This window comes from Agromyces sp. PvR057, from assembly GCF_040547485.1.
Taxonomy (GTDB): domain Bacteria; phylum Actinomycetota; class Actinomycetes; order Actinomycetales; family Microbacteriaceae; genus Agromyces.
In genome coordinates this window covers 521,312-544,794 of the sequence record NZ_JBEPPT010000001.1, presented here as the reverse complement: position 1 = coordinate 544,794, position 23,483 = coordinate 521,312, and the positions used below count along the sequence as shown (strand labels likewise).

Annotated in this window: 19 protein-coding genes and 1 pseudogene; 5 read left to right on the top strand and 15 right to left on the bottom strand. The window is 67.4% G+C overall.

All coding sequences use genetic code 11. The annotated features are described in order from the left end of the window. Positions 1-88: 88 nt before the first annotated feature. A complete protein-coding gene (locus ABIC29_RS02455; RefSeq protein ID WP_158551741.1) occupies positions 89-568 on the bottom strand; it encodes a peptidoglycan-binding domain-containing protein in 480 nt (159 codons plus the stop codon). Between the two features lie 166 nt (positions 569-734). Between ABIC29_RS02455 and ABIC29_RS02450 the strand changes: the two genes are divergently transcribed. After that, positions 735-1,133, top strand: a complete 399-nt coding sequence (locus tag ABIC29_RS02450) for a pyridoxamine 5'-phosphate oxidase family protein (RefSeq protein ID WP_116082247.1) — start codon at positions 735-737, stop codon at positions 1,131-1,133. 28 nt (positions 1,134-1,161) lie between these two features. Here ABIC29_RS02450 and ABIC29_RS02445 read toward each other — a convergent pair whose 3' ends face one another. The 4 genes from ABIC29_RS02445 to ABIC29_RS02430 form a co-directional block, all read right to left on the bottom strand. Then, the gene (locus tag ABIC29_RS02445; RefSeq protein WP_354242391.1) at positions 1,162-1,908 is read right to left on the bottom strand and encodes a formylglycine-generating enzyme family protein; all 747 of its coding nucleotides are present in this window, start codon (positions 1,906-1,908) and stop codon (positions 1,162-1,164) included. A gap of 51 nt (positions 1,909-1,959) precedes the next feature. Then, entirely contained in the window at positions 1,960-2,865 is a 906-nt protein-coding gene (locus ABIC29_RS02440) for a transposase (protein ID WP_354242388.1), read from the bottom strand. A gap of 126 nt (positions 2,866-2,991) precedes the next feature. Next, positions 2,992-4,134 carry a peptidoglycan-binding domain-containing protein gene (locus ABIC29_RS02435; RefSeq protein WP_116080685.1) on the bottom strand — a complete coding sequence of 381 codons (1,143 nt, stop codon included), beginning with the start codon at positions 4,132-4,134 and terminating at the stop codon, positions 2,992-2,994. A 70-nt stretch (positions 4,135-4,204) separates the two neighbouring features. Beyond that, positions 4,205-4,672 carry a DNA alkylation repair protein gene (locus ABIC29_RS02430; protein WP_354242385.1) on the bottom strand — a complete coding sequence of 156 codons (468 nt, stop codon included), beginning with the start codon at positions 4,670-4,672 and terminating at the stop codon, positions 4,205-4,207. Positions 4,673-4,779: 107 nt separating this feature from the next. On the opposite strand from ABIC29_RS02430, the gene ABIC29_RS02425 reads away from it, so the two are divergent. Then, positions 4,780-5,187: a VOC family protein gene (locus ABIC29_RS02425; protein WP_354242382.1), complete on the top strand. Its 408-nt coding sequence runs from the start codon at positions 4,780-4,782 to the stop codon at positions 5,185-5,187. A gap of 45 nt (positions 5,188-5,232) precedes the next feature. Here the strand turns inward: ABIC29_RS02425 and ABIC29_RS02420 are convergent, their stop codons facing one another. The 4 genes from ABIC29_RS02420 to ABIC29_RS02405 all read right to left on the bottom strand — a co-directional run bounded on the left by ABIC29_RS02420 (position 5,233) and on the right by ABIC29_RS02405 (position 12,635). After that, entirely contained in the window at positions 5,233-6,291 is a 1,059-nt protein-coding gene (locus ABIC29_RS02420; RefSeq protein ID WP_354242379.1) for a WxL protein peptidoglycan domain-containing protein, read from the bottom strand. A 162-nt stretch (positions 6,292-6,453) separates the two neighbouring features. Then, on the bottom strand, positions 6,454-7,080 hold the full coding sequence (locus ABIC29_RS02415; protein WP_354242376.1) for a hypothetical protein: 627 nt from the start codon (positions 7,078-7,080) through the stop codon (positions 6,454-6,456). An 87-nt stretch (positions 7,081-7,167) separates the two neighbouring features. Next, positions 7,168-9,516, bottom strand: coding sequence for a family 43 glycosylhydrolase (locus ABIC29_RS02410; protein WP_116080682.1), 2,349 nt, complete (start codon positions 9,514-9,516; stop codon positions 7,168-7,170). 185 nt (positions 9,517-9,701) lie between these two features. Further along, complete coding sequence (locus tag ABIC29_RS02405) at positions 9,702-12,635, bottom strand: beta-xylosidase family glycoside hydrolase (protein ID WP_354242371.1); 2,934 nt, start codon at positions 12,633-12,635, stop codon at positions 9,702-9,704. A gap of 292 nt (positions 12,636-12,927) precedes the next feature. Here ABIC29_RS02405 and ABIC29_RS02400 point away from each other — a divergent pair. Both ABIC29_RS02400 and ABIC29_RS02395 read left to right on the top strand, forming a co-directional pair. Continuing rightward, a pseudogene (locus ABIC29_RS02400) lies at positions 12,928-13,083 on the top strand (LacI family DNA-binding transcriptional regulator); the annotation flags it as partial. A 6-nt stretch (positions 13,084-13,089) separates the two neighbouring features. Then, positions 13,090-13,980 carry a LacI family DNA-binding transcriptional regulator gene (locus ABIC29_RS02395; protein ID WP_354244577.1) on the top strand — a complete coding sequence of 297 codons (891 nt, stop codon included), beginning with the start codon at positions 13,090-13,092 and terminating at the stop codon, positions 13,978-13,980. 85 nt (positions 13,981-14,065) lie between these two features. On the opposite strand, the gene ABIC29_RS02390 is transcribed toward ABIC29_RS02395, so the two are convergent. Next, complete coding sequence (locus tag ABIC29_RS02390; protein ID WP_354242368.1) at positions 14,066-16,324, bottom strand: NPCBM/NEW2 domain-containing protein; 2,259 nt, start codon at positions 16,322-16,324, stop codon at positions 14,066-14,068. A 612-nt stretch (positions 16,325-16,936) separates the two neighbouring features. Between ABIC29_RS02390 and ABIC29_RS02385 the strand changes: the two genes are divergently transcribed. Beyond that, entirely contained in the window at positions 16,937-17,524 is a 588-nt protein-coding gene (locus ABIC29_RS02385) for a nitroreductase family protein (RefSeq protein WP_354242365.1), read from the top strand. Positions 17,525-17,691: 167 nt separating this feature from the next. Here the strand turns inward: ABIC29_RS02385 and nrdF are convergent, their stop codons facing one another. From nrdF to ABIC29_RS02360, 5 genes are all read right to left on the bottom strand, one after another. After that, positions 17,692-18,672: a class 1b ribonucleoside-diphosphate reductase subunit beta gene (gene nrdF, locus ABIC29_RS02380; protein WP_055855039.1), complete on the bottom strand. Its 981-nt coding sequence runs from the start codon at positions 18,670-18,672 to the stop codon at positions 17,692-17,694. A 76-nt stretch (positions 18,673-18,748) separates the two neighbouring features. Further along, positions 18,749-20,854 (bottom strand): class 1b ribonucleoside-diphosphate reductase subunit alpha, encoded by a 2,106-nt coding sequence (gene nrdE / locus ABIC29_RS02375; protein WP_354244575.1) that lies wholly within the window; start codon positions 20,852-20,854, stop codon positions 18,749-18,751. A 26-nt stretch (positions 20,855-20,880) separates the two neighbouring features. After that, positions 20,881-21,300, bottom strand: a complete 420-nt coding sequence (nrdI, locus tag ABIC29_RS02370; protein ID WP_354242361.1) for a class Ib ribonucleoside-diphosphate reductase assembly flavoprotein NrdI — start codon at positions 21,298-21,300, stop codon at positions 20,881-20,883. Positions 21,301-21,368: 68 nt separating this feature from the next. Next, positions 21,369-21,602, bottom strand: a complete 234-nt coding sequence (gene nrdH / locus ABIC29_RS02365) for a glutaredoxin-like protein NrdH (RefSeq protein ID WP_157425962.1) — start codon at positions 21,600-21,602, stop codon at positions 21,369-21,371. Positions 21,603-21,903: 301 nt separating this feature from the next. After that, positions 21,904-23,352 carry an acyltransferase family protein gene (locus ABIC29_RS02360; protein WP_158551737.1) on the bottom strand — a complete coding sequence of 483 codons (1,449 nt, stop codon included), beginning with the start codon at positions 23,350-23,352 and terminating at the stop codon, positions 21,904-21,906. Positions 23,353-23,483 lie beyond the last annotated feature (131 nt).

Sequence of the window (23,483 nt, the reverse complement as noted above, 5' to 3'; positions counted from 1 at the left end):
AACGCCTCGGGTCTGGGCGTTGGCCGAGCACCGGTCGTTGGCGACGACGAAGGGCGGATGCCACGCGGCATCCGCCCTTCTCCCCCGATCAGTACTTCGAGATCGTGACGTAGCCGGGCGATCCCGCGGCCGGCTGCTCGACGTAGCATCCCGCGTCGTACGCGGCCTGCCATGCCGTGCGCTTCGCCGCGCTCGCGCCCGAGTAGGCGAAGTTCACCTGGCCGGCGTACGAGCAGAGCGTGTTCCACGTGTTGCGGCCGACGATGCCGTCGGACGTGATGTGCACCCAGCTCTGGAACTTGCGCACCTGCGCCTCGGTCGCCGGACCGAACGAGTTGTCGACGGCGAGGGCGCTGCCCAGGCCGTAGGTCGACTGGACCCCGTTCAGCATCCGCTGGATCTGGGCGACGCACGAGGCGTACCCGCCGCGCGAGTACTGGTAGGCCGTGCAGCCCTTGCCGGTCGTTCCGCTGTACGCGGTCGCCGCCGTGGCCGGTGCGATGGCGCAGAGCCCCGCGATCGCGAGCGCGACCGCGCCACCGGCAATGCCTCTTCTGAGCTTCTTCATCTGCTGGTCCCCGTTCTCGGCCGCCGGAGCGGCGCGTGTGTCTGCGCCCCTGTGCGCGTACCGATCACACCACGCCGGGCGCGGTCGGCTGTATGGGCAGCACTCCCCTGTTCCGGTTCGCCGAACGGTCATCCGAACCATGCCGAGCGACGCCTACGATGTTCTGATGCCACACGACGCGCTCACCGACACCGCGCGGGAGTTCCTCTCGGAGTACCACCTCGCCACGCTCTCGACCCTCGATCGGCGCGGTCGCATCCACTCGGTGCCGGTCGGCATCACGTACCTCGACGGCATGGTGCGCATCATCGGCAGCCGTGGCTCGCAGAAGTTCCTCAACGCCGAGCGCAGCGGCCGCGCCAGCGTCAACACGGTCGACGGGCGGCGTTGGATCAGCTTCGAAGGGCCGGCGCGCATCCGCACCGATCCCGAGTCGATCGCGCTCGCGGTCGCGCTCTACGCCGCACGCTACCGCCGACCGCGCCCGAATCCGCATCGGATCGTGCTCGAGCTCACGGTCGAGCGGGTGCTGGGTTCCGTCGGGATGCGCGCGAGCGACGGCTGACACCACAGGGCCGGCTGTCGCCCACGCGTCACGACCGGCGCGGCGTCCACCCCGACGGCAGCGGCCCGTCGACCTCGGCCCGCTCGAGGTCTGCGGCCGCAGACCATCCCTGCGCGGCATCCGTCGCATCGAAGCCGCCGCGCGCGACGCGGAACCCGACGTCTTCATGATGCATGCGCGGCGCTCCCCCGCGGCGCACCGAGGCGCGCACGCTCCACGCGTCGTCGGCGAATCCGCCGCCGCGGAACACGCGGTAGGCGTCGTAGCGTGCCGGGTCGAGCAGGTCCCAGCACCACTCCCAGACGTTGCCGAGCGTGTCGAAGAGCCCGTTGAGGTTCGGATGCTTGCCGCCGACGTCCTGCGGCGCGGTCACGCCGTCGGCGCTGGTCCAGGCGACCTCGTCGAGCGGGCCGTAGTGCGGGCGCGTCGACCCGGCCCGGCAGGCGAACTCCCACTCGGCCTCGGTCGGCAGGCGGAAGCCGTCGGCATCCACATGCCAGGTCACGTCTTCGCCGTCGTACGTGTAGGCGGGCTCGAGGCCCTCCCATTCGGATGCCGCATTGCAGAACCTGATCGCCCGCAGCCAGCTCACGTCGGTCGCCGGCCGTCGCGGATGCGACGCCGTCTCGCCGAGCATCTCGGCGAGCTGCTCCTGCGTCACCGGGTACACGCCGAACTCGAACGGCTCGAGCTCGACGCTCCAGCGCACCTTGCGGCGCGCGTCGTGCAGTGCGACGGTGCCGCCGTCGATGCTCGCCATCTCGATGTCCGTCACCGAGGCAGTCTCGCACGGGCCGGCGACGATCGGCCGTCCGTGACGGCCGGGTCAGCGATCTGCCGCGCGCAGCTCGTCGGCCGCCTCCCGAGCCACCTCCGCGGCGCGCACGGCCGCGTCGTGTTCGCGCTCTCGCTCGTCCGCCGCGCGTTCGGCTTCGGCGAGCGCATGCTCGGCCTCGGTGAAGCGCGCTTCGAGCTCCTGCACGGCCTTCTGCAGTTCGTCGCGCGCCGACATCGCCTTCTCGACGGTGGCATGCGCATCATCGACGCGAGCGGATGCCTCATCCGCGGCATCCTCCGCGACAGAAGCCGCCTTCTCGGCCTTCGCGAGGTCGGCGGCCCGCTTCGCGGCCTCGGCTTCGTCGGCCTTCTGCTGCTTCTTCGCCCGACGTTCGCCGACCTCGTCGTGGGGCGCGGGCCGGCTCGAACCGGTCGGGCCGTCGCCCGGCGACCACGCGGCCACGGCATCGGTGAGGTCCACCTCGGTCCCGATCGCCTCCAGGCTGCGGGTGAGCCGGCCCGTGAGCACCGCATCGGATGCCGCGGCATCCGTCATCGCAGCCTGCAACGTCGCGGCGACGTCGTCGAGCACCGGCCCCCGCACCGGATGCCCGAGCTCTTCGGCGAGCGCGCCCGCATCGCTCGCGAGCGCCCGGACGACCGTGCGCCGCTCCTTCGCGAGGGCGACCAGGACGGAGGCATCGAGCTCCGCCTGCGCCTCGCGAAGCTGCTCGCCGAGCTGGAGCAACTGCGCCAGCTCGTCTGAGCGATGCCGCGCGAGCTGGTTCACGAGCCAGGCCGGTGCCGACGGACGACGAAGCTCGCCGACCGCGTCGGCGAGGGCACGATCGCTCCCCCGCAGCCCCTTCGCGCGGGCGTTGCGGGCCGCGGTGAACTCGTCGGGCGGCAACTCGTACAGCTCGTTCACGAGGTCTGCGAACGCGTCGTCAGCCATGCCCCCATCCTTCCACCGGGCTCTCGCGCCCGCCGGGGTCTCGCGAGCCACCCGGGTATCGCGCGCGACCCGGGTGTCGCGCGCGACCCGGGTGTCGAGCGCGACCTCGGCGTGCGCGACCGGGGTTCAGGACGCCGGCGTGCTCGTCGGGGTCGCCGGCGTGCTCGGCTCGGCATCCGGTGCGGTGAGCTCGGCGATCGCGCGCTCGAAGGCGGCGATCGTGGCGGCGTCGATCGCCCCCGTCGGCTCGACGCCGAGCTCGGTCTGGAACGCCTGCACGGCCGCGGTGAGCTCATCGGTCCACACCCCGTCGACCGGTCCGTCCCAGAAGCCGGCGAGCTTCAGCGTCTGCTGCACGGCAGCCGTCGTGGCCAGCGAGTCCTGTGCGGCAGCTCCGCCGAGCGCCACGAGTTCGGCCTGGAGCGCCGCCGCGGTGGCCTTGTCGACCGTTCCGGTGACCGGCAGCCCGTTCGCCTCCTGGAGGTCCTCGATCGCCTGCACGGTGAGCGGCCCCGAAACGCCGTCGACCGTCCCGGAGTAGTAGCCGGCGGTGGCGAGGTCCTGCTGCAGTGCGTACGTGTATGCGCCGACCGCGGCCACGGCCTCCACCTGCTGGTCGTCGGTGAGGCAGCCGGCCTCGGCGAAGAGCCGGAGCCAGGCCATCTCGAGGGCGACGACCGCGCTGTTGAACTGCTCGGATGCCTCCGCGAGGGGCGTCTGCTCGGTGACGGCGGCCTGCGCGTCATCGAACTCGGCATCGGCCTGCTTCACCCGCTCGACCGTGGTGGCCGATGCCAGCGGCGTGGCGGTCGGAGCCGGGCTCGGAGCCGTGACCGAGGGAGTGCCCGTCGGTCCGGCCTCGGCTGCGGCCAGGGCCACCTGCGCCTCGACGAGCTCCTGCTGCGCGGCCACGAGGGCCTGCTGCGCGTCGACCGCGGCCTCGGCTCCGTCGAAGGCGTCGTCGCGAGGGCCGGCGAGATCGGCACCCGCCACGCGCACGTCGCCGACGGTCGGCGCGGTGTCGTTCAGCACGTCGCCGTATCGATCGAGCGCGTCGATGTAGTCGCGGCTCGCTCCGCAGAACTCCTGTGATGCGGAGTCGAACTCGGCCTGGGCGCTCGCCACCGCCTTCTCCTTCGCGGTGACCTGCGCCTTGGCCCGCTCGACGCTGTCGGCGCCTTCGGCGCATCCGGTGAGCGCCACCACGACGGCGAACGAGACCACGGCAGTTGCGAGGAGCCCCGACTTCCTCGCACGATCTGTCTTCACGCATATCCCCCGATCGTGAGCTGAAACGTGCTCACATCATGGCACCGGCCACGCTCGCGACACGGGACATTCAACGCCGGTGTTCTCCGTCCACCAGGCCCTCGGCCTCCCACCGATCGACGATGCGTCGAGCCCGCGCCGCATCGACCCCGTCGAGTCGGCCGAGCAGCGGCAGCGCGACATCCGTCATCAGCGGATCGACGAGCGCTCGCACCCCCGCCGAGCGGAGCAGCTGTTCGAAGCGCGTGAAGTCGCTGACGAGCAGGGTCGACACCTGACCTTGGAGCAGGACGACCGCGGCGAGCCGACGCTCGTACACCGGCACCGACCACAGCTCGGACGCGAGCGCGGTGACCTCGTCATGCGTGAGTTCCGGATGCCGCCGGCGGGCGTCTCGCACGGCGCCCCGCACCGCTCCCACCGAGGCGCCGTAGAACCGCAGCCCGCCGCCGATGCGCGCGGCATCCGTGATCGCGCGCTCCTCGGATGCCTCCATCTGGAGGGTGCGGTCGATGAAGTCGGCGGCGGGTGTCGTCACCCTTCGATTCTGCTGCCGAGCGCCGACGCGCGTGCCGCATCTGCCCGAGACGAGGTGTTCCTCCACCGGCTCGCCGACGGCGTACCGGCCCTGAATAGGATGTCCGAATGCGTCTCTTCGACCACATCGGCATCTCCGTCGACGACCTGCCCCGCGCGATCGCGCAGTTCGATCCCGTCATGACGGCGCTCGGCTGCACACGACAGGATGCCGACAACGGCGTGTCCTGGTACCGCGGCCAGGACGAGCTGATCCTCCTCCCCACCCGCGAACCGGGCAGCGGACCGCACCGGCACGGCCGCGTCGGCTGGCAGCACCTCGCCTTCCCCGTCGACTCGCGTGCCGAGGTCGACCGCCTGCACGCGATCGCGATGGATGCGGGCTGGACGGCGGTCAGCGGCCCGAAGGCCTTCACGCGGTTCAACGACCGCTACTACGCGGCCTTCGTCGAGGACGACAACGGCATCCGCATCGAGTTCATGTTCAACCCGCCGCGCGAGACCCCCGCCGACTGAGTCCTCATCGGCCCGACATCCAGCCGGCGCCGTTCTCGTTCGGGCTCAGGCGCCGGTCCCGGCAGGTGCACCGGTCTCGACGAGCGCGCCGTTCGCCAACGCCTCGCGACGCCCCCGTTCCTGAGCGTCCCGGACGAGTCGCTCGACCTCGCGCGCCTGTCGTCGCCGGCCCCAGAGGAGGGCGCAGACGATGAGCGCCCCTGCAAGCAGGATGAGCAGATGCGGCCACGGCATGGTCCACACGAAGACGTCCCGCGAGATGGGCGCCATGGGCGCGACTCCCCCGTCGGGCTCGACGACCATGGGCCGGAATTCGACGGGCACGATGGCGAATCCCAGCGGCCAGACCTCCGAGACGTGGACGACCGTCGATCTCCGATCTCCGGGAAGGAGCTGGACGGGGTCAGTCACTCCGGACTCCTTCGAGCCGGGCAGCGTCCCGCTCTTCTCCGCCGCGGAAACGGGCACTTCGAGTCGAACATTGCCGGAGTTCTCGAGCTCCGTCGTCACGTCTATGGCGCCAGGCGCGAAGGGGTTCCACGACAGGTCGTACGCCGCGCTGATGGCGGCCACGTTCACGGCAGGCTGCACTGCTCCGGAAACCCGCGTCATCACCCGGAATCCGATCCGACTCTCCACGCCGAGGCGAGTCCCCGTCTCCGATGAGTTGACGGAGAAGACCGAGGCGGCGATGCCGGCGGCGTGATCCCCTGGCGTGGCGTTCGCCGGGACCTCCACGGTGAACGGCACGATCTCCGTGCCGGCGGGCGGCACGGTGACGGTCTCGGCGATGTCGATCCACGTTCCCGCGTCGGTCGACTCCTGGTCGGACGGCAGCATGTTGAACCGACCGGTCGGCGTGAGGTAGCCATCCGCAGCAGCCAGCGTGAAGGTGATCTCCTCGGCGCCGAGATTGCGGACCGCGAGGTGATCGCTCGTCGATTCGCCCGGGTCCAGTTCCAGTTCGACCCACGAACGGCCGTCGGGCCCGGCCTCGTTCGCCGGGCTCGCCGCCCAGGTGACGGTCGGCTCGTCGGCGGCCAGGGCTGCTCCGGCGCCGGCACCGGCCAGCTGCACCACCAAGGCGACGAGGGTCGCGAACATCGCCCCTCCACACCGCGCTGCCGTGCGGATGCCGCGCTCGGGATCGGTTCTCACGCTCTCGCTCCTGTCCAATCGTCCACTCCTTCTGCCAACCCGTCCGCCCCTGCGTCGAGAGAAATGCCCGGGGTCGCGGGTGCGCCGCAGACCCCGGGCATGCCCTCGCTATTCGAAGAGCGAGAGGGTGATCGTTCCTGAGTAGTTGCCGGGGGCAACAGTGGCAGGAGTGCGGAGGAACAGGTCCGCGGTTGCCGTCCACGATCCTTCGGGCGCGACGGCCTCGGAGTCGAAGGCCATCGCGAGCAACTCCTGGTCCACCACGCCGACGGCGTTCGGACCGGAATCCAGCACCGTGTCGACCTGGTCGCCCGCGGAGACCTGACCGGATTCGCCGCCATCGATCAGCGACGGCGCCCAGCCCAGGTGCCCGGCGTCGATCGCAGCCTGCCCGGCATCACCGGTGAAGTCCGACGACGAACCCAGCACGTACCAGAAGGCCCCATCCGGGATCTCCTCCGCCGTGCGCGTGTCGGTCACCGTGACCGTCGGCAGTGCCCCGGTGAACTGACGGACCGTATCCGTCGACCCGTCTTCCGTCAACGACGTCGAGGACCCCGCCACGCTCATGGCGAGCACGCCCGGCTCGTCCAGCTCGCTGATCGCGACGTTCACGTCGACATCCGCATCACCGTACTCATCGGCGATCGCGGCACCCGCGATCCCCACCAACAATGCTGCACCGACCGCCGCGGCCGAACAGCGGGCGAACATCCTGCGCTTTTCCATCTCCATGCTCCTTCGAATCAAGGCCGACCTCATGTCGGCACACAATCGGGTCACGGTGGCCCGGCGGGAAACCCGACGGGCCACCGTCGTCAGCTAGCCGCAGGACTTCGCGTCATACGGTGCTTCCACGTCCACCGACACCGGCGAACCGTCGACCGACCCGGACACGTGGGCGGTCACCGTCGAGGCCGGCACGTTCGCCAGCCGGGTCGTGAACGCGTGCACCGCGTTCTTGCCGGGGGCGACCGAGGCGAACGACTTCGCGCCGAAGGACGACGCGAAGGCAACCGAGATCGCCACGTCATCGTTGTTGGTCGCTTGGGCCGTGACCACCGTCTTGCCGGCGACGCACCTCGTGCCCGCGATGACGGAGACGTCCAGCGATGGTGCGGCGTCGGCCTCCGCGAACTCGATGGTGTCGACCTCGAAGAGGTCGCCGCTCGGTCCGGTGTACGCGAAGTACACGTCCTGGCTTCCCGTCGCTCCCTCGAGCTCGGCGGTCACCTCGGTCCATGCGCCGGTCGCGCCGTCGACCTCGATCGTGCCCGCGACAGGACCGTCGGGTGCACCCAGGCGGACCTGGATCTTTCCGCCGGCCTGAAGCGGCTTGACCTTCGCCGTCACCGTGGCAGCCCCGTTCTCACCGAAGGCGACCGATGAGAGCCCGGTCCAGTCGCCGTTGTCGACGTCCTTCACCACGAGGTTCGGAGCGGTGGAACCGAATTCCGCGGAACCCCCCGCGACCTTCGCCGTGGCGATTCCCTTCGTCCACCCGAGCGTCTCGGCCTCGAAGACCCGGTACGGATCGAAGTCCCGCACCTGGTCGACACCCGCGTAGGTTCCGACGACCTGGTTGACGGTCCCGTCCTCCTTGAAGGTCAACTCCTCGATGTGCGGGCTGCGGTAGCCCTGCGTGGTGTTGCCGTTGATGCGCTTGTTCAGCGTCGGCGCGTGGTACGTGAAGTAGTACTTGCCCTCGTACTCGAACACCGACTGGTGGTTGTTACCGCCGGTTCCCGCTCCGAAGAACTGCGACTGGTTCGGGAACATCACGCCGGCGTACGCCTCCTTCGGCCAGGACATCGGGTCCTCCGACATCATGTAGCCGATCTGGCCGCCACCGGGGTACCCCGCCAGCGGCGTCTGGTTGCCGCCGAAGTCGGAGCCGCCGAAGTGCGAGGAGTACGACAGGTAGTACTTGTCGCCTCGCTTGAACACCTGCGATGCCTCGAACGCGACCGGCGCGTCGACCACGGCGGCCGTCCCCTCCGTGGAGACCATGTCGTCGCCGAGCTCGATGACGCGGATGTTCTTCGGGTTGTTGAAGCGTTCAGCCGCCGGCATGCTCGTCGAAGCCGGCCCGCCGCCGAAGAAGAGGTACTCCTCGCCGTCGTCGTCGACGAACGGAGCGGGGTCGAAGAGCCAGGAGACCCCCTGCGCTCCGGGCGTGCTGCCGTTGATCAGCGTGCTCGTGCGCTCGCTGGTCCAGGGTCCGATCGGGCTGTCGCCCGTGATCACGTTGCTCGAGCCACCGCCGTTGGCGTAGTACAGGAAGTACTTCTCCACGCCGTTGACGACCTTCTTGGCCATGCCGGGCGCCCACGAGTTGCCGGTGAACGGCGCGACTCCGTTCGGACCGGCGACCTGGATCTCGCCGTGGTCGGTCCAGTTCACGAGGTCCGTCGAGGAGATCAACGTCACCTGGTTGATGGAGCCGTAGTTGATCCCCGCCGAGATTCCGGTCACGGGGTCTGGCGCGTAGCCCTGGGTGTCGTTCGTCATGTACATGTACACACGGCCGTTGTCCGCGAAACCGAATCCGTCGGCCCCGAACTTGTGCCCGAGGAGCGGGTTGTGCTCACCGGGGAGCTTGCCGACGACCTCGATGGTCTTCGACGGCGCGGCGGGCGGCGGAGCACCGATCACCGAGACGTCGTCGAGCTTGAAGTCCATGAGGTGCGTGTCGGGAGCCGTCGACGGCGTCTGGGTCCACGGCGTCTCGAAGAAGAGGCGCGCGGTCGAGACGCTCTGTCCCGCCGGGATGGTGAACGTGCCGTTGAAGTACGCCCACTGCCCCTTCGTCGCCGTCACGTTGACGAGGTTCGTGTACGTCGATCCGCCGTAGTGCATGGTTGCGAAGAACTGCTTCGTCGCGGGCCCGTTGGCGTTCTCGTACTTGATCCGCGCCTTGAGGGCATAGGTCTGCCCCGCGCTGACCTTGCCGGTCAGGTCCTGCATCGGACCCGACCCAGTCGTCGTGCGACCGGTCACGATGGCCGCATTCGCACCCGAATACGCATCGGTCGTCGTGGCGAGCGTGCCGCCGTCCGTGCCGTTGCCGTTGTTGACGAACCAGCTGGCCGTCCCGTTCTCGAAGCCGCCGTTGAGGATCAATTCCTCCTCGGCGGCGTACGATGTCGTCGCAGCGAATGATGCGGTCATCAGCGCCGCCAGAGCCAGACCTGCCAGGGTCCGCCTCGGCACGCGTCGCCGCCGTTGTTGTTGCAGTTCCACGAATCCTCCTTGATTGATGTGTCGTGGAGCGGTTGGAGCACCGGTCGCGAGCCGTTCTCGAGACCGGGTTCCGAGCGGGTGGGTCCCCGTCACTCGGGGCCCACCCGCCCAGGTCAATTGCAGGCGTGCGCCGCGTAGGCGGCATCCGCCTCCACCGTCACCGGCTCGCCGTCGGGCGCAGCCGAGACCTCGGCGGATACGGCACCGGCGGGAATGCTCGCCTGCCGGGTCGTGAAGGCATGCACCGCGTTCTTGCCGGGGAGCACCGATGCGAACGTCTTGGTTCCGAACGCCGACTCGAACTCGATCGCGACCGGCACCGCTTCATTGTTCGTCGCCTGGATCGTGACCAGCGCCTTGCCCGCCACGCAGCGCGTTCCGGCCGTCACGTCGACATCCAGCGATGGAGTCGCCGCCTCCAGCACGCCCAGACGGGCGAGCTGGTAACTGAGTGCCCGCTCGGGTGCGTCGATCTGGTTCTGGGTCCCCAGCTCTGCAGCCTTCGCGGCTTGCGCATCGGCGAGCGCAGTGCGCATCGACGTCCACGCCTCGGCCGGGTAGTCGCCCTGGTCGAGCGTGCCCGCGTGGGCGATGGCCGCATCCAGGTCGCTCTCGTCGAGCGGCTGGTTCTGCGACGTCAACGTATCGCTCAGGAGGAAGCGGTCGAAGTCGACATGGCCGCCTGCCTGCTGGGTGGCGTAGTCGAACAGTCCGACGCGATGCCCCATGAAGTGCGTGAGTCCTCCGTCGAGCCGCAGCGGCCCGACCGCATCTCCGAGCTGCGTCCACGTCAGGCCGTCGAGGCTGAAGTAGAAGGTCGTGAAGAGTTGACCCGACGTCCTGGCGAAGTCGAGATCGGCCTTGAGGTGGACCTCCGATGCCGCACCGAGCGTCGCAGAACGACCCGGGAGGAAGCCCTCGATCGCCGCCTGGTCGATCGAGGATGCGAACGGCTGGCCGCGATGGACGACGCCCACCGTGTTCACCCCGGCGACGCGTTTCACGGCGACGTACGAGAAGTCGCGGTTGTAGGCGGCGAGGCCGGCGACATCGCCGTCCTTCATCCCCGAGATGTCGAGCTTCGTCTCCACCGATTCGCGCGGCCCGAAGGTGCGCTGCGACAGGGTGTTGCGCGCCTCCTCGAGCCACGTGAGCTCCCCGCCCGAGCTGCGGTGCGCATACGCGCCGGTCACGACCTTGCCGGTCGTCATCCTCAACCACCCGTCCCGGTCGGTGAGCGACCAGTACCGGTTGTCGGGCGCGTGGTTCCACTCCCAGACCAGGTCGAGGTTCGACCCGTTCGGCGCGACTTCCTCCGCCTGCGCGACTTCGGTGGTGACCGGGCGCCCGACGAGTGACGCATCGTCGACCGTGAAGCCCATGAGATGCGTGTCGGGGGCCGTGGAGGGCGTACTCGTCCAGGGTGTCTCGATGAAGATGCGCACGTCCGAGAGCGCCTGCGAGGCCGGAACCGTGAACGACCCCGACACCTTCCCCCAGGTTCCCCGGGTGAGGTTGGTCGCGGGCGAGAGGTTCGTGTAGGTGGTGCTGCTGCCGCCGTAGCGCGCGGTGAGGTAGAACTGCTTGGTCGCCGGGCTTGCGGGGTTGTCGTACTTCACCCATGCCGAGACGTCGTACGTGACCCCGTGCTGCACCTTGCCGGTCACATTCTGCGCGGGACCCGAACCGGTGGTCACTCGTCCGCTGACCGCGACGGCCGAGGTTCCGGTGTGGGCGTCCGTGCTGGTCGAGAGCGTCGCGGTGTCATTGACGCTCCACCCCCCGGTGCCTCCGGACTCGAGACCGGGATTGTCGAGAAGCTCGACGCCGATCAGCGACTCGTCCAGGTCGGGCGGGGTCGGGATCGTCCACTGCTCGTCCTGGTAGGACCGGTGCGGCGCGTCGTTGTCGAAGTCGTCGGACCCGACGATGCTCTTGAGTCGCTCGAAACGCTCCTGCTCAGGGGTGAGGCTGATCGGCTTCTCGAAGGCACCATTGACCGGAACCACGCCGTTGTTTCCGAACGTGGGCCACCCGTCGCTCCACGTCGCCGGGATCAGGGCCGGAGTACGTCCGATCGGGAAGTTGTCGCGGAAGAAGAACCCGTACCAGTCGTCCTCGCCCTCATCGTTCGCGATCGGTACGAGGCTTCCCTGCGCGAACCCGTTCGAATTCAGCGCGCCTCGAGACTCGTATGGGGCAGGAGAGTTCGCGAGCCGTCCGAGCAGCTCGGTCGAGCGGAACATGGCGACCTGTCGGCCGCTGCTCGGCCAGGTGATCATCACGACGTAGTAGTAGCCGTCGATGTAGAACGCCTGGGCGCCCTCGAAGAGTCCGCTGCTGCCGACGTACGGCTGGCTCGCGAAGTCACTGCGCTGGATGAAGTTCGGGAAGTCCTGCTCGATCGCCGTCAGCGTCGAGTTCAGCCGCACTGCGCTGACGCCGCCGTAGATGATGTACGGGACGCCCCCGTTCGCGTCGTCGAAGAACAGCGAGGGGTCGTGGAGGCTGCGGCCGAGCGCCGTCCGCGTCCATGCGCCGTCCTCGATGTCATCGGTGCGGTAGATGTACGCGCCGCCCAGGTTCAGTGAATTGATCAGGACGTAGAACGTGCCGTCGTGGTAGCGCAGCGAGGACGCCCATTGCCCTTGCCCATAGGAGTTGGATCCATTGCGCAGTGAGAACGCATCGCCGATGTCGAGGCGGTCGAACGCGTAGTTGACGATCTCCCAGTTGACGAGATCGTACGACTTCATGATGGGCGCCCCAGGGCTGAGCTGCATCGTGGTGCTGATCATGTAGTAGAGGTCGCGCCCCTCGTCGTTCTCCGACGCGGGTACGCGTTCGACGCTCACATCGGGGACGTCGGCGTTGAGCAGGGGGACGGTATACGTCCCGTCGCCCTTATCGGTCGTCGTGTACGACGAGTCGGGGTTCCATTCCTCCGTGGCCTGCGCGACGGCGGTCGTCGCGAAGAGGCCGACACTGGCCAGGAGGCCGGTTGCGGCGAGTGAGACGAATCTCAGCATGCCCTTTCTGCGAGACATGTGCGTAGGCGATGGTCGTCCGACGGACATTGATCCTCCTTGATCAATACACAGGGCGACGCGTCGGCATCCGATCGCGTGGCGCTCGAGAGAGGTGGTGGTTCGCGATCAGTAGATCGATAAACCTTCAACCCGCTGTGAATGTTACCGGGAACAGTCGGACGCGTACAAGGCCCAATCGCAGCGAGTCGAGTCGAACCGTCGCTGGCCCGGAGGCGCTGACCTCTTCGTTCGCCGTCCGTCGGCACCATCTCAATCGGCCGGCTGCCCTCGCAGGTGAAATGATGAGGGGATGGCGGGCACGCACCGATCGAATGTCACGATGCAGGACGTCGCTCGGCGCGCAGCGGTCTCACCACAGACCGTCTCCAATGTCGTGAACGGGCGGTCCGGTCGGGTGAGCGAAGACACTCGGCTCCGCGTCATCGAGTCCATCACAGCCCTTGGCTATCGCGTGAATCAATCGGCACGCTCCCTTCGCCGAGGGCGCACCGGCACCGTTGGACTCGGCATCCCGACCCTCGACTCCGAGTACTACGGAGCCCTCGCCGAAGCGCTCAGCGACCGGTTCCTGGAGCGTGGATTGCGGCTCGTCATCGAGACCACCGGTGGCGCGGTCGGAGCCGAGATGCAGTCTCTCGCGTCGTCACGCCTGGATTCGTATGACGGCTTCGTCCTCGCTCTGGCGGCCGGCGACACCGACCACCTCGTGCAGATCGACACCGATACGCCCGTCGTGCTCCTCGGTGAACGCGCGCTCTCCAGCCAATTCGACCACGTGGTGATGGACAACATCGCGGGCGGCTGTCGCGCGACGGAGTTCCTGCTTCAGCGCGGTGCGCACCGGATCGTCGCGCTCGGCGGAATCGACTCCGACGAGGAGTCCATGCCGGCGCTCCGAACCCGTGGCTACCTCGACGCGCACGCGACGGTCGGCTTCGACGTCGACAGAGCCCTGATCGTCCCCTCGACCTTCGGAATGGAGGCCGGCTACGAAGCCACCAGCCGCCTTCTCGAACAGGGTCGCGCTTTCGACGGGGTGTTCGCCATGACCGATTCAGTCGCCCTCGGTGCACTCCGGGCGCTCGCGGATGCCGGGGTTCGAGTGCCCGACGACGTGCAGGTGGTCGGCTTCGACAACATGCGGGCCGGCCGTTACAGCGTGCCGAGGCTCACGACGATCGAGCCCGCGAACGAGGCACGCGCCGACGCCATCGTCGATCTGCTCATGAGCCGGATGACGCATCCGCGCGGTGATCTCGAACGCCGAGTCATCGTGCACCCCGCAACGCTCATCGAACGCGAGTCCACGCTCGGGCCCCGGCCGGGCACGAAGGCGAACTGACGGCGCTCGGCCCATGAACCGATCACCCGTCGTTCGCCGGGCCCCTGCGGTCGGGCCCGGTGGGACCCGACCGCAGCCGCTGACGTCAGCAGGACTTTCCGGAGTATGGGACCTCCTCTTCGGTCGTGACCGTGCGACCGTTCATCTCAGCGCTGAGCACGATTGAGACGTTGCCGCCCGAGACCGTGGCTTGCCGCGTCGAGAACACCTGGAACCCCGACTTCCCCGATGCGATGTCGGCGAAGGACTTGGTTCCGTAGTCGGTGTCGATGCTGATGTCCACGGGCACGTCGTTCTCGTTGTCGATGCGCACCGCGAGTACGCCCTTCCCGGCAACGCAGCGAGTCTCGACCGAGACCGCCGAACTCAGCGCAGGGTCCTCGATGTCCGCGCACGACAAGCTCATCGTGAGCCAATCCGCATGGTCGTAGGCATTCGTGTCGCCGCCGATATCCGCGGTGAGCCGAAGGCGGTCCACGCCGGTGACGTCGATGGTGAACGCTTCCTTCTGCTTGTAACGGATGACGCTGGAGTTGCTCCAGAGCGTCGACCCGTCCCCGGTCACCGAACCGCTGATGGACGGCTTGAGGGTCGTATTGCCGTTGTTGGTCTCATCGTCCACCCCGAGCGCGCCAGACAGGACGGTGCAGTTCCCGCCCAACCAGACGTCGACGGTCGAGACCGCGTTCGATCCGATTCCCTTCGGATAGACCGTTCCGTCGACCGTGAGCGGGTGGTCGTCCTGACTGAAGTCGCGGCGCGGGGTCCCGGTCCATCCGTTCGTCGTCGCGAGCCACGGGAGGTCGCTGAGATAGGTTTCGCCGGTTGGAGCACTCGGCGTGACCTTGACGACCACCGATGCCGGTTCCGAACCGCCTTCCCACACGATCTGCGCCGGCAAGGACACATCTCCGATTGTCGCGGTCGCGCCCGCCTCGATATCGACCGTCACGGTCGCCGAGCCACCGGCGGCAATCTCCGGAACGCTGACCGGTGATGCGGCGGTGACTCCGCCAGCGGTACCGATCTCGAGTCGCGAGCCGACGAGGGGCACCTCGAGGAGGTTGTGCACCGTGACGGGAACCGTCGTACTCCCGGATTGTTCGACTCGCCCTGAACCCGACGCGCCGACGACACCGGGGAGATGTTCGTCCATGCCCGCGGAGAGCCGGTACACGGCGGTTTCGTATGCGGGCAACGTCGCCGAGATCGCCGCAGCGGTGTTGTACAGGTCGGAGTGCGACCACACGTCGCGCACCACGTAGACGTCGTCCTGCGCCCCCAGGGCGGCGAGGGAGGTCGAGATCGTGGCGCTCGAACCGGTCGTATTCAGGAGGGCCACCGCGAGGTCGCCGTCAGCGAGTTCGCGGGTCCACACTTGAAGACCGTCGCCGTTGCTGATCCGGCGTGCCTGCTCGCCCAGGGGGTCCTGGTCGATGTCGACCAACTCCTTGTTGGTGAGCAAAGCAACCTCGGCGTCGCTGAGCGCGCCGACGTCCGTCCCGAGGAAGAGCGGTGCGGCGAGCATCGACCACATCGCCAGATGGCTCTTGTTCTGGGCGTACGTGAGCGACCCGTTGCTGAACTGGAGCATGTCGGGGTCGTTCCAGTGTCCCGGACCCGAGTACGGATGGAGTTCCGCCTGCCGGTCGATGATGCTCGTGATGGATCCCCAGTTGGGCGCGATGTCACCGGTGGTTCGCCAGAGGTTGGCGATGGGTTCGGCCCACGTCCACGGCGCGCTGTCGCCGTATTCGGAGATCGCGTAGACGATGTCCCGGTCCACCTTGGCGAGCTCATCGCGCATCTTCGAGAAGGCCTGCTGCTTGGTCAGGTTGAGACTTCCGTCGGGGTAGCACCAGTCGTACTTCAGGTAGTCGACCCCCCAGGCCGCGAACGTCTCGGCGTCGATCTGCTCGTGTCCATACGACCCGATGTTCGGCGTGTATCCGTTGTAGAGGTTCGCACAGGTCTTCGTCCCGGGGACACTGTAGATGCCGAACTTCAGCCCCTTCGAATGCACGTAGTCAGCGACCGGCTTGATACCGTTCGGGAAGCGGGTCGGGTCGACCTTCAGGACGCCGTTCGCATCGCGTCCGTTCTGGAAACAGTCATCGAGCACGACGTACTCGTATCCGACCTCTTGCAATCCCTTCTCGACGATCTCGTCCGCCACGTTCATGAGCGCGGCGGCCGTGAGACCGTTTCCCCCGTTGCAGTAGAACTGGTTCCAGCTGTTCCATCCCATCGGCGGCGTGTCCGCCAGGCCGTTGTCGAGCGCCTCGGCGGGTGCCGGTGGCGAGATCGCCAAGAGGGACCCGCCGGCGACCGCAGCCGCGGCCATGATTCCGAGCAATCGGTGTCGCCAACCTGCTCTTCTTGTGGATCGTTCGAACATTGAACTACTCCCCCTCTTGACGAGATCGACCCCAGCTATCCTGCTGACCGTCACGCGTGCCGAGGGTCCTCTCGCGGACCTCACTCGGGGTTCTGGGCGCGACGGATCCCTGGACGGGCGCGGCGGGGTCGAATTCGCCGCAACCGCTCGGGAGCCTGCTCTACTTGGAGGCCGCCGAAGTGCCGTCCTCGGACAGACGGCCATTGCTCACGGTGTCGGCATCAAGTGCCGGTCGGCCGGTCGCGAACGGATGGCGGGCGTGAGATGGATGACAAACCGATATCGACGGGCACGTCGTAGGCGACACTGATCCTCCTTGATCAAGCCGAAGCGCGGGCGCCAACCCTCGCGTTGCACGGTAGATCGATAAACCGCGACTTCGCTCCGAATGTTACCGTGAACAACTGGGCCGCCACAAGGGAACTCGCTCCCTTCGACACCGGCCTACCGCGCTGGGAGGCCAAGGAGCGCCGAGGGATTCCGAACGCCCGATAGTGTCGGGCTATGAGCGGCGTACTCCCATTGAGCCCCGACGAACTGCTGACGACGACCCGCTCAGTGCGGCGACGGCTCGACCTCGAACGACCCGTCCCAATCGACGTCGTCCGAGAAGCGCTCGAGGTCGCGCTTCAGGCGCCGACCGGGGGCAACGCCCAGACCTGGCACTGGATCGTCGTCACCGATCCGGAGAAGCGCCAGGCCATCGCCGGCCTGTACGCGCGATCGTTCGCGCGGTATCGCGCGTCGGGTGCCCGGACCCACGCCGACCCGACGCGCCAGGCACTGCAACAGCGGGTTTCATCGAGCGCCGATTACCTGGCCGAGCACATGGGCGAGGTCCCGGTCCTGGTGATCGGCGCGATCTTCACGGGCGCCGAGGAGTTCGAGCCCGGAAGTCAGGCCGGCCTGTGGGGGTCACTTCTCCCTGCTGCCTGGAGTCTGCAGCTCGCGCTGCGGGCACGGGGCCTCGGCAGCGCCTGGACGACCCTGCATCTCGCGTACGAGCGCGAGATCGCAGAGCTCCTCGGGATCCCGCCGACCGTGCGCCAAGGCGTGCTGCTGCCCGTCGCGTACACCGTTGGAACGGACTTCCGACCCGCCCATCGTGCGCCGCTGGACGACGTCCTGCACATCGACGGCTGGTGAGGCTCAGGGGATCCTGCTCTCATCTCCTTGAGCCTTCTCCGCGATCGCGCGAATTCCGACGTGGATCCCACGTGTTTCCCTGGATCAACACCCTCCTGAAGGATCAAGAGGTGTGAACTGGATCAACTCGGATGCCACGTCGGATCAACTCTCGCGAGCGCTCACAACTAGAAGTCCCAGTCCTCGTCTTCGGTCGAGACGGCCTTGCCGATGACGTACGACGAACCCGACCCCGAGAAGAAGTCGTGGTTCTCGTCGGCGTTCGGTGACAGAGCCGAGAGGATCGCCGGGTTCACGTCGGTGACGGTCTTCGGGAACATCGCCTCGTAGCCGAGGTTCATGAGGGCCTTGTTGGCGTTGTAGTGCAGGAACTTCTTGACGTCTTCGGTCAGGCCGACGCCGTCATAGAGGTCCTGCGTGTACTGCACCTCGTTGTCGTAGAGCTCGTAGAGCAGCGAGAACGTGTAGTCCTTCAGCTCGTCGCGCTCGGCCTGCGTGGCCTTCTCGAGACCCTTCTGGAACTTGTAGCCGATGTAGTACCCATGCACGGCCTCGTCGCGGATGATGAGGCGGATGAGGTCGGCCGTGTTGGTGAGCTTCGCCCGCGACGACCAGTACATCGGCAGGTAGAAGCCCGAGTAGAAGAGGAAGCTCTCGAGCAGCGTCGAGGCGACCTTGCGCTTCAGCGGCGAATCGCCCTGGTAGTACTCCATGACGATCGAGGCCTTCTTCTGGAGGTTCTCGTTCTCGACCGACCAGCGGAACGCGTCGTCGATGTCCTTCGTCGAGCACAACGTCGAGAAGATCGACGAGTAGCTCTTCGCATGCACCGACTCCATGAACGCGATGTTCGTGTAGACGGCCTCTTCGTGCGGCGTGATCGCGTCGGGGATGAGCGAGACCGCGCCGACGGTGCCCTGGATCGTGTCGAGCAGGGTCAACCCCGTGAACACGCGCATCGTGAGCGTCTGCTCTTCGGGCGTGAGCGTATTCCACGACTGGATGTCGTTCGACAGCGGCACCTTCTCGGGCAGCCAGAAGTTGTTCACCAGGCGGTTCCAGACCTCGAGGTCCTTGTCGTCCTGGATCTTGTTCCAGTTGATGGCCTGCACGTGGTCGACGAGCTTGAGCTTCTCGGGAGGGGTCATGTTCTCGGCTTCTCTCAGATGACGGATGTCGCGGGGCGGGTCTCGATACGGCGCTGGCGCGCCTACTCGACCGGCGTCAGAGCGCGCAGCTGACGCACATCTCGAGCTCGGTGCCCTCGAGCGCCATCTGCCGCAGGCGGATGTAGTAGATCGTCTTGATCCCCTTCTTCCATGCGTAGATCTGCGCCTTGTTGATGTCGCGCGTGGTCGCGGTGTCCTTGAAGAACAGCGTGAGCGAGAGGCCCTGGTCGACGTGCTGCGTCGCCGCGGCGTAGGTGTCGATGACCTTCTCGTAGCCGATCTCGTAGGCGTCCTGGTAGTACTCCAGGTTGTCGTTCGTCATGAACGCCGCCGGGTAGTAGACGCGACCGAGCTTGCCTTCCTTGCGGATCTCGATCTTCGACGCGATCGGGTGGATCGAGGCCGTCGAGTTGTTGATGTACGAGATCGACCCGGTGGGCGGCACCGCCTGCAGGTTCTGGTTGTAGATGCCGTGCTCCTGCACGGACGCCTTCAGCGCCTTCCAGTCTTCCTGCGTCGGGATGTGCACGTTGGAGTCGGCGAAGAGCTGCGTGACCTTGGCGGTCGCGGGCACCCAGGCGGCATCCGTGTACTTGTCGAAGAACTCGCCCGACGCGTACTTGGACTCGGCGAACCCGTCGAAGGTCTCGCCCCGCTCCTGCGCGATGGCGTTCGACGCGCGCAGGGCGTGGAAGAGCACCGTGTAGAAGTAGATGTTCGTGAAGTCGATGCCCTCTTCGCTGCCGTAGAAGATGCGCTCGCGGGCGAGGTAGCCGTGCAGGTTCATCTGGCCGAGGCCGATGGCATGCGACTTGTCGTTGCCGTCTTCGATCGAGCGCACCGACGTGATGTGGCTCATGTTCGAAACGGCGGTGAGGCCGCGGATGGCGGTGTCGACCGTCTTGCCGAAGTCGGGCGAGTCCATGGTGAGGGCGATGTTCAGCGAACCGAGGTTGCAGCTGATGTCCTTGCCGATCTCGTTGTAGGACAGGTCTTCGTTGTACGTGGTCGGCGTGTTCACCTGCAGGATCTCGCTGCAGAGGTTCGACATGTTGATGCGGCCCTTGATCGGGTTCGCCTTGTTCACCGTGTCCTCGAACACGATGTAGGGGTAGCCGCTCTCGAACTGGATCTCGGCGAGCGTCTGGAAGAACTCACGCGCGTTGATCTTGGTCTTCTTGATGCGCGGGTCGTCGACCATCTCGCGGTACTTCTCGGTGACCGAGATGTCGCCGAACGGCTTGCCGTAGACGCGCTCGACGTCGTACGGCGAGAAGAGGTACATGTCCTCGCCGTTCTTGGCGAGCTCGAACGTGATGTCGGGCACGACGACGCCGAGCGACAGCGTCTTGATGCGGATCTTCTCGTCGGCGTTCTCGCGCTTGGTGTCGAGGAACTTCATGATGTCGGGGTGATGCGCGCTGAGGTACACCGCGCCGGCGCCCTGGCGGGCACCGAGCTGGTTGGCGTAGCTGAAGCTGTCTTCGAGGAGCTTCATCACGGGGATGATGCCCGAGGACTGGTTCTCGATCTGCTTGATCGGGGCGCCGGCCTCGCGGATGTTGCTGAGCGAGAGCGCCACGCCGCCGCCGCGCTTGGAGAGCTGCAGGGCGGAGTTGATGCCGCGCGAGATCGACTCCATGTTGTCTTCGATGCGCAGCAGGAAGCAGGAGACGAGCTCGCCTCGCTGCGCCTTGCCCGTGTTGAGGAAGGTGGGCGTGGCCGGCTGGAAGCGGCCGCCGATGATCTCCTCGACGAGGTTGACGGCGAGCTTCTCGTCGCCCTGGGCGAGGCCGAGGGCCGTCATGACGACGCGGTCTTCGAAGCGCTCGAGGTAGCGCTTGCCGTCGAACGTCTTGAGCGTGTAGCTCGTGTAGTACTTGAACGCGCCGAGGAACGTCTCGAAGCGGAACTTCTTCGAGTACGCCAGGTCGTTGAGCTCGGTGATGAACTCGAACGAGTACTGGTCGAGCACGGCCTGCTCGTAGTACTCCTTCTCGACGAGGTAGTCGAGCCGTTCCTTCAGCGAGTGGAAGAAGACGGTGTTCTGGTTGACGTGCTGGAGGAAGTACTCGCGCGCCGCTTCACGGTCTTTGTCGAACTGGATCTGTCCGTCGTCGCCGTAGAGGTTCAGCATCGCGTTGAGCGAGTGGTAGTCCATGCCCACGCGCGGCGCGTCGATCACGGCTACACCGCTGTCAGAAGTTGCTGAGTTGACCAAAATGCGTCCAATCCCTCGTTGACGGCGTTCACGTCGTCAGGTGTTCCGAATACTTCGAAGCGATACAGCGGCGGCACATGGCATTTGGCCGCGATGATGTCTGCGGCCAGGCAGTAGCCCGTGCCGAAGTTCGTGTTGCCGGCGCCGATGACCCCGCGGATCAGTGACCGGTTGTGCTCGTCGTTGAGGAACCGGATGACCTGCTTGGGCACCGCGCCGTTGCCGTCGCCGCCACCGTAGGTGGGCAGCACGAGCACGTAGGGTTCGGATGCCACGAGCGGCGCGTCCTTCGCGAGCAGCGGGATGCGATCGGCCGGGCGTCCGAGTTTCTCGATGAAGCGTGCGGTGTTGCCCGACACGCTCGAGAAGTAGACGAGATTCGTCATGCTGGGTGCTCTCCCTCCGCGGCTTCGGTTCACTCCGCGGAGCTCACCGGTGCCATGCGGGTCGAGGATCAGCCCAGGCGCGAGGCGAGCTCAGCGATCTTGTCGGGGCGGAAGCCCGACCAGTGGTCTTCGTCGGTGATGACGACCGGGGCCTGCAGGTAGCCCAGCTCCTTGACCTGTGCGAGTGCCGTCTCGTCAGTCGAGACGTCGAGCACTTCGTACTCGATGCCCTTGCTGTCGAGTGCGCGATACGTCGCGTTGCACTGCACGCAGGAAGGCTTGGTGTAGACCGTGACCGTCATGTTCTCCCCTGTTCTTCTTCAGGCTCCGGAGGAGCCCGCCCCCGTGATTTCTAGCGAGTTCAATACTACATCTAGTGGCTGGCGAACTCACCCGGCACAACATGCAGTAATTACATTCCTGTAGTTTTCCACCGCTTCATCCACAGTCCATCCCCAATCGGATGCCCCGGTGATCCGCGGATTCTCGCGGAGGCCGCTGAGGTTATCCACAGTCGGAAACCGTCTCGATTCGCAGCTTGTGGATGGAACCCCGGGCGTGTCGCCGAGAACGACACTTGGGGGGTGCAGGATGCGACGACCCCTACATGTTGTGTTGTGCCTCCATGCTGCCACCACCCACCGACATCGCCGCGGGCGTCGTGCGCGTGTCGCGCGGCCCGTTCCGAGGCGAGTTTCGGCGCTCGGTCCCGACCGGCTCGCGGGCCCCGCGGAGCGCCACGGCGAGCAGCACGAGCGCGGCGAGCGCGATCCACACGCCGAAGCCGAAGACGAGCACCAGGCCCACGCCCAGGATGCCGCTGACGGCCGCGACCGCGACGGGCACCCGCACTGCGGCCAGCCGTCCGACACGCACCGCCGTCACCGCAGCCGAGGCGCCGCGCTCCCAGCGTCGGAACACCAGAACCAGGCCCGCGGTCACGACGGCAGCCGCGACGAGCCAGATCGCGCGGGTCGCCCACCACTCGGGCTCGAGCGGCACGGGCAGCGCGAGCCCGACGGCGTCGTTCAGCCAGAGCAGCATCCCGGCCAGCACGATGAACGCGGGCATGTGCCAGAGGTACAGGGTCATGCCCCACTCCCCGAAGCTCGCGATCGCACGGGCGGGTCGCGGCCGCTCTGCCCATCGCCGCAGCGCCGGACGTACGAGCGAGAACAGCGCGAGCTGGGCGACGCCGAGCACCACGAGGCACACCGTGGGCGGGTTGAGGTTCATGAGCAGGTCGGGCGAGTACGGTCCGGCGCCCGTCAGCGCGAGGAGCACCACGAATGCGGCGAGCGCGGCCCAGAGACGAGCGGCACGCGGCATCCGGTCGACGGCGCCGTCGGCGAGGAAGAACCCGCCCTGCTGCACGAGCAGCCACACCGCGAGCAGGTTGGCGAAGCCGATCGCCTCGATGCCGGTGGTCATCCGCGCGATGTCGACCGCGGCGACGATCGCGACCAGCACCACGACGGTCGTGAACGGATGCCGCGCATGCGCGCGCGCCATGAGCGGCACGAGCGACGTGCAGGCCAGGTACACGGCGAGGAACCACAGCGGCTGCCCGATGCGGTATCCGGCGGTGGCGACGACCTCGGCGGGCAGGCCGGCGGCGGCCAGCACGGCGAGCGCGAGCCCGACGACGGCGACGAGGGCGATCGCGGGCCGCACGAGGCGGGCGAGGCGACCGCGCACGTAAGTCGCGGCGTCCGCCCCACGCTCCTGCATGCGCCGCCACTGCGACCAGGCCGAGTAGCCGCCGATCACGAAGAAGAGGGGCATGATCTGCACGAACCACGTGGCGGCCGCGAAGCCCGACCAGTGCTCGAGCGCGTTCTCGAGCACCGGGCCGGCGGCGCCGACGCTGACCCCCACCATCATGGCGTGCAGCGCGAACACCACGACGAGGCACGCGGCCCGGGCGGCGTCGATCGCGGCATCCCGGCGCGGGCCGGACGGCTCGCGCCCGGTCGGGCCCGACGGCTTCCGGCTGCGGACTCGGGTCGGCTCCCGCCCCACCACGGCGATGCGCTCTGCGTTCAGCGTCACGATGACGCTCCTCCCGGGGCGGCACCTCCGCCCGTGCGGGCAGGCTACGAACGCGGTGCCTGCGCGGGCATCACCCGCCGGTGCGGTTCGCACCCCTACCCCGGTACGGGCGAGCGGATGCCGCGACGCAG